This is a genomic window from Streptomyces sp. NPDC050842 (assembly GCF_044456565.1).
In the GTDB taxonomy this organism is placed as follows: domain Bacteria; phylum Actinomycetota; class Actinomycetes; order Streptomycetales; family Streptomycetaceae; genus Streptomyces.
On the sequence record NZ_JBITGA010000004.1, the window covers coordinates 533,027 to 545,893 of the forward strand.

15 protein-coding genes are annotated in these 12,867 nt (G+C 73.5%); 6 read left to right on the forward strand and 9 right to left on the reverse strand.

The genetic code is table 11. The annotated features are described in order from the left end of the window. Positions 1-46: 46 nt before the first annotated feature. Positions 47-451 carry a DUF2809 domain-containing protein gene (locus ACIBG6_RS15500; protein ID WP_399223097.1) on the forward strand — a complete coding sequence of 135 codons (405 nt, stop codon included), beginning with the start codon at positions 47-49 and terminating at the stop codon, positions 449-451. Here the strand turns inward: ACIBG6_RS15500 and def are convergent. From def to ACIBG6_RS15540, 8 genes are all read right to left on the reverse strand, one after another. Beyond that, positions 427-1,065 carry a peptide deformylase gene (def, locus tag ACIBG6_RS15505; protein ID WP_329621252.1) on the reverse strand — a complete coding sequence of 213 codons (639 nt, stop codon included), beginning with the start codon at positions 1,063-1,065 and terminating at the stop codon, positions 427-429. The genes ACIBG6_RS15500 and def overlap by 25 nt on opposite strands. Positions 1,066-1,126: 61 nt before the next feature. After that, a complete protein-coding gene (locus ACIBG6_RS15510) occupies positions 1,127-2,107 on the reverse strand; it encodes a tetratricopeptide repeat protein (protein ID WP_399223099.1) in 981 nt (326 codons plus the stop codon). 80 nt (positions 2,108-2,187) lie between these two features. Continuing rightward, positions 2,188-3,444, reverse strand: coding sequence for an HD-GYP domain-containing protein (locus ACIBG6_RS15515; RefSeq protein ID WP_399223100.1), 1,257 nt, complete (start codon positions 3,442-3,444; stop codon positions 2,188-2,190). Further along, entirely contained in the window at positions 3,441-4,853 is a 1,413-nt protein-coding gene (locus tag ACIBG6_RS15520; protein WP_399223368.1) for an HD-GYP domain-containing protein, read from the reverse strand. Before ACIBG6_RS15520 ends, ACIBG6_RS15515 begins: the two co-directional genes overlap by 4 nt. 142 nt (positions 4,854-4,995) lie before the next feature. Then, on the reverse strand, positions 4,996-5,307 hold the full coding sequence (rsrA, locus tag ACIBG6_RS15525; RefSeq protein ID WP_317598973.1) for a mycothiol system anti-sigma-R factor: 312 nt from the start codon (positions 5,305-5,307) through the stop codon (positions 4,996-4,998). Next, the gene (locus ACIBG6_RS15530) at positions 5,304-5,960 is read right to left on the reverse strand and encodes a sigma-70 family RNA polymerase sigma factor (protein WP_055641410.1); all 657 of its coding nucleotides are present in this window, start codon (positions 5,958-5,960) and stop codon (positions 5,304-5,306) included. The genes rsrA and ACIBG6_RS15530 overlap by 4 nt, the downstream gene beginning before the upstream one ends. A gap of 252 nt (positions 5,961-6,212) precedes the next feature. Next, positions 6,213-6,845 (reverse strand): alpha/beta family hydrolase, encoded by a 633-nt coding sequence (locus tag ACIBG6_RS15535; RefSeq protein ID WP_399223369.1) that lies wholly within the window; start codon positions 6,843-6,845, stop codon positions 6,213-6,215. Positions 6,846-6,887: 42 nt separating this feature from the next. Next, a complete protein-coding gene (locus ACIBG6_RS15540; RefSeq protein WP_399223101.1) occupies positions 6,888-7,703 on the reverse strand; it encodes an SOS response-associated peptidase in 816 nt (271 codons plus the stop codon). A gap of 49 nt (positions 7,704-7,752) precedes the next feature. On the opposite strand from ACIBG6_RS15540, the gene ACIBG6_RS15545 reads away from it, so the two are divergent. The 4 genes from ACIBG6_RS15545 to ACIBG6_RS15560 all read left to right on the forward strand — a co-directional run bounded on the left by ACIBG6_RS15545 (position 7,753) and on the right by ACIBG6_RS15560 (position 11,221). Further along, positions 7,753-8,436 (forward strand): M50 family metallopeptidase, encoded by a 684-nt coding sequence (locus ACIBG6_RS15545; protein ID WP_399223102.1) that lies wholly within the window; start codon positions 7,753-7,755, stop codon positions 8,434-8,436. Positions 8,437-8,456: 20 nt separating this feature from the next. Continuing rightward, a complete protein-coding gene (aroA, locus tag ACIBG6_RS15550; RefSeq protein WP_399223103.1) occupies positions 8,457-9,788 on the forward strand; it encodes a 3-phosphoshikimate 1-carboxyvinyltransferase in 1,332 nt (443 codons plus the stop codon). A gap of 3 nt (positions 9,789-9,791) precedes the next feature. Next, positions 9,792-10,805 (forward strand): ribosome small subunit-dependent GTPase A, encoded by a 1,014-nt coding sequence (gene rsgA / locus ACIBG6_RS15555; RefSeq protein ID WP_399223104.1) that lies wholly within the window; start codon positions 9,792-9,794, stop codon positions 10,803-10,805. A gap of 92 nt (positions 10,806-10,897) precedes the next feature. Next, positions 10,898-11,221 (forward strand): DMT family transporter, encoded by a 324-nt coding sequence (locus ACIBG6_RS15560; protein WP_399223105.1) that lies wholly within the window; start codon positions 10,898-10,900, stop codon positions 11,219-11,221. Here the strand turns inward: ACIBG6_RS15560 and ACIBG6_RS15565 are convergent. Beyond that, on the reverse strand, positions 11,113-11,775 hold the full coding sequence (locus ACIBG6_RS15565; RefSeq protein WP_399223106.1) for a TetR/AcrR family transcriptional regulator: 663 nt from the start codon (positions 11,773-11,775) through the stop codon (positions 11,113-11,115). The two genes, ACIBG6_RS15560 and ACIBG6_RS15565, sit on opposite strands and share 109 nt — an antisense overlap. Positions 11,776-11,940: 165 nt before the next feature. Between ACIBG6_RS15565 and hisN the strand changes: the two genes are divergently transcribed. Next, positions 11,941-12,750, forward strand: coding sequence for a histidinol-phosphatase (gene hisN / locus ACIBG6_RS15570; RefSeq protein WP_399223107.1), 810 nt, complete (start codon positions 11,941-11,943; stop codon positions 12,748-12,750). Positions 12,751-12,867 lie beyond the last annotated feature (117 nt).

A 12,867-nucleotide genomic window follows, 5' to 3' on the forward strand; every position in this document is an offset into this window, starting at 1 on the left:
GCACCGCCGCGCGGTCACCCATGCCGTGCGCCTCAGGGTGCACGGCATGGGTGATCTCGCACGTACGCGCCTCTTGGCGGGCGCCGCCGCTCTGCTCACCGTCGTCGCGGGCCTGGGCATCAGGTCCGCGGCGACGGGGCTCGTGGCGAAGTACGCCGGTGACGCCCTCTACACGGTGCTCATCCTGACCCTGGTGGTGCTGCTGGCACCCCGGGTGCGGCCGCCGGTCGCGGCGGGAGCCGCGCTGGGCGTCAGCTGCGCCGTGGAGCTGTTCCAGCTGACCGGCGTACCGGCGGAGCTGGCCGCGCACAGCACGCTCGCGCGGCTGGTGCTCGGTACGTCGTTCAACGCGCCGGACCTGTTCTGGTACGCGAGCGGCGCGGCGGTCGGCTGGGCCGTCCACCGCGCCGCACGTGTACGTCCGCGTCAGGCGTTCGGCACCGTCTCGTAGCGCGGGGTGCCCTCTTCCATCTGGCGGAGGGCGTCCTTGCGGTCGCGCTTGGAGAGACGGTCGATGTACAGGTAGCCGTACAGGTGGTCCGTCTCGTGCTGGAGGCAGCGGGCGAAGTAGCCGGTGCCGCGCACCTTGATCGGGTTGCCCTGGGCGTCCTGGCCGCTGACCACCGCGTAGTCGGGGCGGCCCAGCTCGGCGTAGGCGGTCGGCACGGAGAGGCAGCCCTCGTTGGACTCGTCCAGGTGGCGCTGGTCGGCCGGCAGCTCCTCCAGGACCGGGTTGACCACGACACCGGTGTGCCGGGCGCCCTCGTCGTCCGGGCAGTCGTAGACGAAGACCTTGAGGTCCACACCGATCTGGTTCGCGGCCAGGCCCACGCCCTCGGCGGCCTTCTGGCTGGCGAACATGTCGTCGATCAGCGCGGCAAGCTTGTCGTCGAACTCGGTGACGTCCTTGCACTCCTTGTGGAGCACGGGGTTGCCGACGACGGTGATCGGGCGGGCCGTACCGCGCTCCCGGTAGGCGAGCTCACGCGCCTCGCAGTCCTCCGTGTCCACGACGAAGCCGTCGTTCACGTCGTTGATCTGCTCGTCAGTGTCCTGCTGCGTCATGACCGGCGCGTGCCTTCCTCGGAACCCCAGTAAAACGATCCCGTACAGCCTACGGGCAGCGTCAGCAGACCTCTTCCAGATCCCGCCACTCACGGCTGTCGGGGCTGTCCGCCACCCACCCGTCGAGGAGCCCGCGCACCAGGCCCGCCGGGGCCGCGAGGCCGCACTCCCGCTCCGGGACCCACAGCTCGCCGGGCGAGCGGTGGCCGAGCGGCCCGGGGTGCCCCGGCTCGCTGTGGTCGTGCGGGTCGGAGTGCTCGCCCTCGCCCTCGGCGCTCGGCATGGTCGACTCCGAGCAGGCGCGGCAGAGCAGCCGCACGGAGGACGACCAGTCCTCGGCGGCGAAGCCGGCCTCGGCGGCGAGCTGCTCCAGGGCGTCCCGGTCGGCCTCGGTGGCGGCCTCCAGGAGGACCACCCAGGTGGGGACGGGGGACGGCGCCCACAGCTCGATCTCGTCGAAGACCGGGTAGGAGGGGCCCGCGGTGGTGGTGCGCTCGCCGTTCGGCACGCCGTCGTGGAGGACGACCTCGCCCCAGCGGCGCCCCGAGGACGGCAGTGGGATGGAGAGGACCTCGATACGGGCCGGGTCGAGCCTGCGGCCCCACACGACCTCGGCCTCGCCCTCGGGCGAGAGCCGGACGGCGGCGCTGCCCAGCTCCATGCCGGCGGGTTCGCCGGTGCCGGCGGCTGCCCCGGGCACCTTCAGCCCGTACGCCTGCCAGGCCCGGCGGGCCAGCGGCCAGTCCTGGAGCGCGGTCGCCGCGATGCCGACGTTCCACCAGTCGGGGGCGCCGGACTCCTTGTCGAGCAGCGCGACCGCGCGCAGCCCGGCCGCCCTGGCCTGCTCCCAGTCGTGCCGGAACTTGTGCAGCAGGGCCAGGTTGAACCAGGACTCCGAGAGCCAGGGCTCCAGATCCGCCGCACGTGTCAGCAGGGCGCCCGCGTCCTCGTACCGCCCGTCGCCGATCAGCGTGAACGCGCGGTCGGTGGCCTGCCGCCACGAGGCGGAGGGCCGATGCCGTACCTTCCCGAAGATCCTCACGATTCCCGCCTGCCGGTCGCTTTCACCCTCTTGTTCGCATCCAACCATGCCCGGTCGGACGCGCGCTCATTACCCATGGGTTACCCAGCGACGGCCGAGGTCACCCCAGCCGCTCCGCCCCGTGCCAGGACCCTGGCCAGGCATTCGACGACGTCCGGGTGATAGTCGCGTGCGGTGCCGAGGCGGAGCCGCTCCAGGGCTTCCAGGGCGGCGCCCGCGCCGTCGCCCGCCAGGTCGTCGTAGGCGTTCACGGCCCGGACGATCCGGGCGGGCAGCGGCTGCTCGCGGTACGGGTCGGCCTGCCGCTCGACGACGACGGCGACGGCCGCGGGGACCCCGGTCCTGCGGACGACCTCGCCGCCCAGGAGGGCGATCCGGCGCTGCTCCTCGGCCGGGAGGACGGCGGTGGCACCGCCCTCGACGGGGTCGACGAGGGAGAGCTGCCCGATGTCGTGCATGAGCGCCGCGTACTCCAGGACGGTCAGATCGGCCCCGGAGAGGCCCAGCTCCCGCCCGACGGCCGCGCTGAGGGCGGCGACCCGGCGGGCGTGGCCGGGCGGGGTGCAGCCGGCGATCTCGGTGGCCCGGGCGAGCGAGGCGATGGTCTGGCGGTTGACGGTCCGCACGGCCGCGTACCGCCGGAAGGAGACCTGGGTGAGCAGCAGCGGTACGGCGAGCACGGGCAGCGCCCACAGCCCGGCCGCGGCCACGCCGAGCGCCATGACGGCGCCGGTGGCGCAGACGGCCGAGCCGATGCCGAGGAGGGCGCGCAGTTCGTCGCGGAGGAGGGGGCCGTACGGGAATCCGGTGCGGGCCCGGAGCACGAGGGCGGCGAGCACGGCGTCGCAGAGGGCGGTCAGGACGAGCAGGAGCAGCAGGAAGAAGGCGTACGCCGGGCCCTCGCCGAGGTACGCGACGACGGCGCCGGAGTTGTAGAGCGGCTGGAAGCAGAGGGCGGCGAAGCCGACGGTGAGGACGCGGCGGGCGAGGTGGTCGGCGTCGGGGCCGCGGCCCCTGGCCAGGTGGGGGACGATCCCGGCGAGGGCGGCGGCGACGACGACGGCGACGATCTGGAGGACGCCGTGGGTGGTGGCGGTGCCCGCGTCCGTCCCGAGCAGGGCGTACGCGAGGGCTCCCGCGGCGGCGAGCGGTGCGGGCTCGCGCTCGCCGGGGACCGCCCCCCAGCGGGCGAGCTCGCCGAGGACGATGAGCGCGCCGAAGGCGAGGGCGTTGCCCGGTTCCGCGACGCCGTACCAGAGGGTGGTGCCGAAGGCGGCGAGGCTCAGCAGCAGGGCGGCCGCGTACACGGCCCCGACGGTGAGGGCCCCGGGCCTCATGCGCGCTCCTTAGGCCGGGTGGTCAGGGGGGCGTCCGACGCGCGCGGCGGGGGCAGGGTCCCGTCGGCCGGCTCCGGCGGGGGCGCCGGAAGCGGCGCCGGGTGCGTCTCGTCGGCGGTGACGCCGGTCTGCCAGCCGTGCCGGTCGAGGGCCCTGACCAGGGCGGCGACCATCCGGGGGTCGAACTGGCTGCCCGCGCAGCGCTCCAGTTCGGCGACGGCGGTCGGGACGGGGCGGGCCCGGCTGTAGGAGCGGGTGGAGGTCATGGCGTCGAAGGCGTCGGCGACGGCGACCACCCGGGCGAACTCGGGGATCTGTTCGCCGTGGAGCCCGTACGGGTATCCGCTGCCGTCCATGCGCTCGTGGTGGTGGAGGATCGCGGACCGGGCCTCGCCGAGGAAGCCGATGCCCCGGACCATCTCGTGCCCGTACTCGGGGTGCAGTTCGATGACCTGGCGCTCCTCCGGTGTCAGCGGCCCGTCCTTGCGCAGCACGCGCGTGGGCACGCCCAGTTTTCCGACGTCGTGGAGGATGCCGGCGAACCGCACGACGTCGAGCCGGTCCTCCGCCATGCCGAGCTCACGGGCGATCAGGACGGAGGCGTGGCCGACGCGTTCGCTGTGGCCGCGGGTGTACCGGTCCTTGATGTCGACGGCCTGGACGAGGGCGCGGATGGTGGCCTGGTGCGCGGCCCGCTCGCGGTGGTACTGGGCGAAGACCCAGCAGGAGATGTACATCGGCAGCAGGACGAAGAGCGCGGCGGTCGGTCCGTACGAGCTGCGCCAGAGCACCGCCATCATCAGTCCGGCGAGCCCGTGCACGGCGTGCGGGGCGAGGGCGCGGCCGAGGAGTCCGCGCCAGGCGGCGCCGGCCGGCAGGCCGTCGGCGGTGGCCCGGATGCCGCCGTCGAGGGCGGTCAGGACCAGGCAGAAGGTGAGCGCGGCGCCGCCCGCGGGCAGCAGCGCGTACGGGAAGTCGGGGGCTTCGGGGCCGCTTCCGAGGGCGGTGGAGCCGCCGAGGGCGCCGGCGGCGAGGGAAGCGGCCCAGACGGCGAGGGCCGTGGCGGCGGCCCGCCAGGCGCGGCGCGGTCCGGCGGGCGGCTCCTCGACACGGGCGAGGAGGCTGCCGGGCAGCGCGGTGAGCGCGGCGGCCGCGGGCGGCAGGAGCAGCGCGGAGGCGAGCAGGACGGGGAAGAAGGAGCCGGTGCCCATGGGGACGGAGCCGCCGAGCGTGCGGCCGAGGAGCCGGCAGCGGGCGGGCAGCTCGCAGAGCGCGTACAGGGCGGCGAGGAGCGCGACGGTGCCCCAGGGGGTGGCCGCTCCGGGGCGCAGCGCGGGCAGGGCGCACGCTCCGGCGGCGAGCAGGGCGCAGCCGATGTAGACGCCTGCCGCCCGCGGAATGACCTTCACGCCCATCACAGCTGTCACGCTAGCGAGTTGGGCGGTCCGAGAGGTGGTGCTGCGGCCGATTCGCACCATCGGGTGATACAAGCTGATATATGCGTGGGGCCGCCGCGATCGCTTCGCGGCGGCCTTTCGGGTGCTTCTCCGCCTACTCCTGCGGAGCCGGAGCGGGCGTGGCCGTGATGTCCTGCTCGGGCACCAGCTGTCCCGAGCGGATCAGGTCGATCCGGCCCATGACCTTGGACCGCAGGTCGGTGGGGACGTCGTCACTGCCGCAGCAGCGCTTGACGAGCTTCTTCACCGCCTGCTCCAGGCCGTACTTCTCCAGGCACGGGGAGCACTCCTCGAAGTGCACCTCGAACTTGGTGCAGTCGCTGTCGGGCATCTCTTTGTCGAGAAACTCGTAGAGATGATCCAGGACCTCTGAGCAATCCGTCTCGTGCGGCTCTCCGCAGCTCATGAGCCCGAGCCTTTCAGATCGTTCGACGACTCTCCGGCGCCCGCGGGTACCAGCCCGCGGTCGCGGGCGTAGTCCTCGAGCATGCCGCGCAGCTGGCGGCGGCCCCGGTGCAGTCGGGACATCACCGTACCGATGGGTGTCCCCATGATGTCCGCGATCTCCTTGTAGGCAAAGCCCTCGACATCCGCCAGATAGACGGCGATGCGGAACTCCTCGGGGATCGCCTGCAGCGCTTCCTTCACGTCGGAGTCGGGAAGGTGGTCGAGCGCCTGCGACTCCGCGGAACGCAGACCGGTCGACATGTGCGACTCGGCGCGCGCGAGCTGCCAGTCCTCGATCTCCTCGGCGGCACTGCGCTGGGGCTCACGCTGCTTCTTGCGGTACGAGTTGATGAAGGTGTTCGTGAGGATGCGGTACAGCCACGCCTTGAGGTTCGTGCCCTCACGGAACTGGTGGAAGGATCCGTACGCCTTCGCGTAGGTCTCCTGCACCAGGTCCTCCGCGTCAGCGGGGTTGCGCGTCATGCGCAGGGCGGCGGAGTACATCTGGTCGAGGAATCCGAGGGCGTCCCGCTCGAAGCGCGCGTTGCGCTCCGCGGTCGTCTCCTCGGGGCCGTCGTCGGTCCCTGTGTCGGTCCCAGTGACCGGACCCACCTCCTCCAGCGTGGTGGCGAGCCCGAAGGCGGACCCACTCGTTTCGGAGGATAGACGAGGAACCACTCCGCCCGCCGCCCGAATAGGGGCGATCTTGGGCGCGGGCAGCACTGTCCAGTCGAGGTCAGCGGCCTGCGCGCGCTCGGGGCAGATGGTCGAACCCATGCGACGGACTCCCTCTTCCTTGTTCTCACACCGACGCTCTCCACAACAGAGGTCCCCGGCTCGGCATTCCCGGTACGGGGGCCGGTGTCAGCGCAGTGTGACGAGCCACTCGGTGACGCCGTGCACGAGTACGTCGAGGGCCTCGTCCTGGGTGAGCGGCGCGCGCTTGGGCACGGCGAAGCCGTGGTCTCCGTACGGCACCTCGACGAGGGTGTGTTCGCCCGCCGGGAACTCCTCGGGGCGCCCGAAGGGGTCGTTGCCGCCCTGGACGACGAGGGTGGGCAGGCCGGTGCCGAGGAGCTCGTCAGCGCGGGAGCGCTCGGGCTTCCCCGGCGGGTGGAGGGGGAAGCTCAGCGCGAGGACGGCGAGGGCGCCCAGCTCCCGCCCGGTGCGGCAGGCGACCCGGGCGCCGGCGCTGCGGCCGCCCGCGATCACGGGCAGGCCGGGCTCCGCGAGGGCCGGCCAGAGGCCGCGCCAGCCGGCGTCGAGGGTCTTCGGCGCGGGGGCGACCTTCTTGCCGGCGACCCGCCAGGGCTGCTCGACGAGGGCCGTGGTCACGCCGTGGGCGGGCAGCGCGCGGGCCAGGGCCCGGAGGTCACGGGCCTCGATCCCGCCGCCGGCGCCGTGGCCGAGGGCGAGGACGGCCCACGGCTCCGTCCCCTCGTACCAGGTGACGCGGGCCTCGCCGGCGTCGGTGGAAACGGTCTCGTACTGTGTCACGTCGGTCACGCCCCCATCCTGCCGTCCGTTCGCCGCGAACGGTCAGAAGAGCGTGCCCTCCACCGGGCCCTCCAGCTCCGTCAGGAGTTCGGGGCCGTTGTTGCGGACGTTGCTGACCGCCGTCGACACCGGGAAGGCCCGCATCAGTCCCTCCGGCGGCGCGGCGAGCAGCCCGCGCAGCTCGTCCTCGCCGGTGCGCGCCGGGTCGAGCCAGGCGTCCCACCGGTCCTCCGTCAGCATCAGCGGCATCCGGGGGTGGATGTCGGCGAGCGAGTGCGGCCCCTCGGCCGGGGCCACGCCCAGCGGGCCCTTCTCGGCCTCGGTGGTGACGATCGAGCAGGTCACCCACCACGCGGAGGGGTGGTCGTCGGGCAGGGTGCGGTCGCGCCAGAACTCGTAGAGACCGGCCATCGCGAAGACCGAGCCGTCCGCCGGGGTCACGAAGTACGGCTGCTTCCGCGGCCGCTTCTTCTTGCCCTCGACCTCCAGGTCCCGCTCCCCCGCGGCGGTCACCCATTCGTAGTAGCCGTCGGCGGGGAGGATGCAGCGGCGCGCCGCGAACGCGCGCTTGAAGGAGGGCTTCTCGTGCACGGTCTCCGCGCGCGCGTTGATCATCCGGGCGGCGCCCTCGGGCGACTTCGCCCAGGACGGGACGAGGCCCCACTTCAGCGCGCGCAGCTGGCGAACCGGCCGGCGCGTTTCCGCGTCTTTCAGAGGACGCTCCAGAACGGCCCAGACCTCTTTGGTGGGCGCCACGTTCCAGTCGGGGGCCAGGGTCTCCTCCGGCTCCCACTTCTCGATCCCGAAGGTGTCGACGAGGTCCTCGGGCCGCCGACTCGCTGCATACCGTCCGCACATACGTGCCACACTGCCACGATCCCCGACCTCCCGAGGAGCGGCCCGGACAATGGACCTCTTCAGCCCGCAGGCCGCCCCGGCCGAATGGCTGGTGATCGCCACCGCGGTCGCCGCCCTCGCCGTCACCGTGCCCCGGCGCGTCTGGCTCCTGGCCCGCAACGCGATCACCATCGCCCACGAGGGCGGCCACGGGATCGTCGCCCTCGCGACCGGCCGCCGCCTCCAGGCGATCCGGCTGCACTCGGACACCAGCGGGCTGACCGTGACCCACGGCCGCCCGACGGGCATCGGCGTGATCCTCACCCTGGCCGCCGGATACACCGCCGCCCCGCTGCTCGGCCTCGGCGGCGCCGCGCTGCTCGGCGCCGGCCTGGTCACCCTGCTCCTCTGGATCGCGACCGGCCTGCTGCTCGCGATGCTGGTGATGGTCCGCAACGCGTACGGGATGCTCACCGTCCTCCTGACGAGTGCCACCTTCCTCCTCGTCTCCTGGCTGACCGGCCCGGACGTCCAGTCGCTGTTCGCCTACGCGGCGGTGTGGTTCCTGCTCCTCGGCGGTGTCCGCCCGGCCTTCGAGCTCCAGGCGAAACGGCGCCACGGCGGCACCCCCGACTCGGACGCGGACCAGCTCTCGCGCCTCACCCACGTGCACCCGGGGGTGTGGCTCTTCTTCTTCCACGCGGTCTCGATCTGCTCCCTGATCGGCGGCGGGCGCTGGCTCCTGGGCTTCTGACTCACCCGTACAGTGATTCCATGACCGCAGCAGCTTCCGTGCGCCCCGACCCGTCCACCGACCTCTGGCCCGCCCCTTATGCCCGCGGCGCCGTCGACGCGACCGTCACCGTGCCCGGATCGAAGTCGGTCACCAACCGCGGCCTGGTCCTCGCCGCCCTCGCCGCCGAGCCCGGCTGGCTGCGCCGCCCGCTGCGTTCCCGCGACACCCTCCTGATGGCCGAGGCGCTGCGTACCCTCGGCGTGAAGATCGAGGAAGGGGTCGGCCCCGACGGCACCGGCGAGGCCTGGCGGATCATCCCGTCCCCGCTGCGCGGCCCGGCCACCGTCGACGTCGGCAACGCGGGCACGGTCATGCGCTTCCTGCCGCCCGTCGCGGCGCTCGCCGACGGCGCCGTCCGCTTCGACGGCGACCCCCGCTCCCACGAGCGTCCGCTGCACGGCGTCATCGACGCCCTGCGCGCGCTCGGCGCCCGCGTCGACGACGACGGCCGGGGCGCGCTGCCCCTGACCGTGCACGGCGCCGGGGGCCTGGACGGCGGCACCGTCGAGATCGACGCCTCCTCGTCCTCCCAGTTCGTCAGCGCCCTGCTGCTCTCCGCGCCCCGCTTCAACCAGGGCGTCGAGGTCCGGCACGTGGGCACGAAGCTGCCGTCGCTGCCGCACATCCGGATGACGGTCGACATGCTGCGCGCGGTCGGCGCCCAGGTCGACGAGCCGGAGCACGGCGGCGAGCCGAACGTGTGGCGCGTCGCCCCCTCCGCGCTGCGCGGCCGGGACCTGGTCGTCGAGCCCGACCTGTCGAACGCGCAGCCGTTCCTGGCGGCGGCGCTGGTGACCGGCGGCCGGGTGACCGTGCCGGACTGGCCCGAGCGGACCACCCAGCCCGGTGACGCGCTGCGGCAGATCTTCACCGAGATGGGTGGCTCCTGCGAGCTGACCGAGGCCGGTCTGACCTTCACCGGTACGGGCCGGATCCACGGCATCGACGTGGACCTCGGCGAGGTCGGGGAGCTGACCCCCGGCATCGCGGCGGTCGCGGCGCTCGCCGACTCCCCCTCCACCCTGCGCGGGGTCGCCCATCTGCGGCTCCACGAGACGGACCGGCTGGCGGCCCTGACCAAGGAGATCAACGAGCTGGGCGGCGATGTGACGGAGACCGAGGACGGTCTGCACATCCGCCCGCGCCCGCTGCACGGCGGCGTCTTCCACACGTACCACGACCACCGCATGGCCACGGCGGGCGCCGTCATCGGCCTCGCGGTCGAGGGCGTGCAGATCGAGGACGTGGCGACGACGGCCAAGACCTTGCCGGACTTCCCGACGATGTGGACCGAAATGCTCGGGGTCTGAGTCATGCGTCGCTACGGCAAGAACACCGACGAGGACGACATCCGCCAGCGGCCCAACCGCAAGGGCACCCGTCCCCGTACGTCCATCCGCCCGAAGCACGAGGACGCCGTCGAGGGCATGGTCCTCACCGTCGACCGGGGCCGGCTGACGTGTCTGGTCGACGACCGGATCGTGACGGCGATGAAGGCCCGCGAGCTGGGCCGCAAGGCCGCCGTGGTCGGCGACCGGGTCCAGATCGTCGGCGACCTCACCGGCGAGAAGGACACCCTGGCCCGGATCGTCCGGATCGGCGAGCGCAGCTCGGTGCTCCGGCGCACGGCCGACGACGACGACCCGTTCGAGCGGGTGGTCGTCGCCAACGCCGACCAGCTGGCGATCGTCACCGCGCTCGCCGACCCCGAGCCGCGCCCCCGGCTGATCGACCGCTGTCTGGTCGCCGCGTACGACGGCGGGCTCTCCCCTCTCCTCGTCCTGACCAAGTCGGACCTGGCGTCGCCGGACGCGCTCCTGGAGATGTACGGGGCGCTCGGCGTCCCGCACGTGGTCACCACGCGCGACGAGTTCGTCGACGGCGTCGCCGCCGATCGGGTCCACGAGCACCTCAAGGGCCGTACGACCGCCTTCGTCGGGCACTCGGGTGTCGGCAAGACGACGCTGGTCAACGCCCTGGTCCCGGCGGACCGGCGGCGGACCACGGGTGTGGTCAACGCGGTCACGGGCCGCGGCCGACACACGACGACCTCGGCGCTCGCCCTGCCGCTCGACGACAAGGAGGGCGGCTGGGTCATCGACACGCCCGGCGTGCGCTCCTTCGGACTGCACCACGTCGACCCGTCCCGGGTGATCCTCGCCTTCCCCGACCTCGTGCCGGGGACGGAGAACTGCCCGCGGGCGTGCAGCCACGACGAGCCGGACTGCGCGCTCGACGCCTTCGTGGCGGAGGGTCACGCGGACCCCGCGCGGCTCTACTCGCTGCGCCGCCTGCTCTCGACCCGCGAGCGACGCGAGGGCGACTGACCGATCGGTGTTTACGGTCGACCGCCACCGGTAAGGGCATAATCGCACCAAGTGCGACGAAGCAGTCACCGACGGCGTGGGAGGCACTGACGATGGCGTGGCTGCTGGTGGTGGTGGCCGGTGTCCTGGAGACCGGTTTCGCGGTCTGCCTGAAGCTCTCGCACGGATTCACCCGGCTCTGGCCGACGATCGCCTTCGCGGCCTTCGCCCTGGGCAGCTTCGGACTGCTCACCCTCGCGCTGCGGAAGCTGGACGTGGGTCCGGCGTACGCGGTGTGGACGGGGATCGGCGCCGCCGGGACGGCGATCTACGGAATGATCTTCCTCGGGGACGTCGTCTCCACCCTCAAGATCATCTCGATCACGCTGGTCATCGCCGGGGTCATCGGACTCCAGCTCTCCGGCTCCTCGCACTGATCCGCCGGGCCACCGGACGACACGGCGCGGCCGGTCGGTATCGGCGGCGCCACGACGTGGCTGAGGGCCAGCCGGACGGCGAGCTCGCAGCCGGCAGCCCACCGCTCGCCCGCACAGGCCGCGGTCGCCGCCACCAGCTCGCCCGGCGCGGGCGGTCCTTCGTCGGCGCGCCGTTGGGCGGGTACGGGGGCGGGGCGGGCGCCCGGCCGGACGGGCCGGGGCACGGGCAGGCGCTCGTTCCAGGCGCCGGTGAGCAGGGCCCGCAGTATCGGGCGGGCGGCCGCCCGGGCGACGGTCCACTCGGCGACGGCGACGAGGTTCCGCTCGACCGGGTCCGACGCGGCGAGCAGCGCCCGGACGCCCTGGAGATAGGCGTCGGCCTCCCGGCGCACGAGGGCGCGGGCGAGCCCCTCCTTGCTGCCGAACTCGTTGTAGAGGGACTGCCGGGAGACCCGGGCGGCGGTGGCGAGGTCGACCATCCGCACGGCGGACCAGGACCGGTCGGCGAGCGCGGCGAGCGCGGCGTCGAGCAGGGCCTCGCGGGCTGTCGGCATCCTCGCCTCCCGGACCGACCGAACGTTTCCGTGCTCAGCGTCGACAGGAGCCTCCGCGCTGTCAAGGGGTCGCCGCCGGGTCGCCGCGCTGTCGGGAGCCCGCCGCCGAAGGGCCCCTGTGGACGGTTCGCCGCGCGGGGATCACCCGGGGATAGAGTGCCGACCATGGCCGATTACCACGATGATCTGCGTCTCGCCCACGTCCTCGCGGATGCCGCCGACGCGGCCACCATGGACCGATTCCAGGCGCTCGACCTCCAGGTCGAGACGAAGCCGGACATGACCCCGGTGAGCGAGGCCGACAAGGCCGCGGAGGAGTTGATCCGCGGCCAGCTCCAGCGCGCCAGGCCGCGTGACGCGATCCTGGGCGAGGAGTACGGCGTGGAGGGCTCGGGTCCGCGCCGCTGGGTGATCGACCCGATCGACGGCACCAAGAACTACGTGCGCGGGGTGCCCGTCTGGGCGACCCTGATCGCGCTGATGGAGGCCGGCGAGACCGGCTTCCAGCCGGTGGTGGGCGTGGTGTCGGCCCCGGCGCTCGGCCGCCGCTGGTGGGCGGCGAAGGGCCTGGGGGCGTACACGGGCCGCAGCCTGGCCTCGGCGACCCGGCTCGGGGTGTCGAAGGTGGCCACCCTGGAGGACGCCTCCTTCGCGTACTCCTCGATCAGCGGCTGGGAGGAGCAGGGGCGGCTCGACGGCTTCCTCGACCTCACGCGCGCGTGCTGGCGGACGCGCGCGTACGGCGACTTCTGGCCGTACATGATGGTCGCCGAGGGCTCCGTGGACATGTGCGCCGAGCCGGAGCTGTCCCTGTGGGACATGGCGGCCGTGGCGATCGTCGTCCAGGAGGCGGGCGGCACGTACACGGGCCTGGACGGCCGGCACGGCCCGCACGGCGGCAACGCGGCGGCGTCCAACGGCCTGCTCCACGGCGAGCTGCTGAGCTACCTGAACCAGGAGAGCCCGGAGGCCTGAGCACGCGGGACGGACGCGCGGGGCCGAGCGCACGTGCCGAGCGTGTCGGGCCGAGCGCCGTCGTCACTCCCCGGGGGCGCCTCGCGCGCCCCCTTGTCGGGCCCCTCCCCCGGTGCC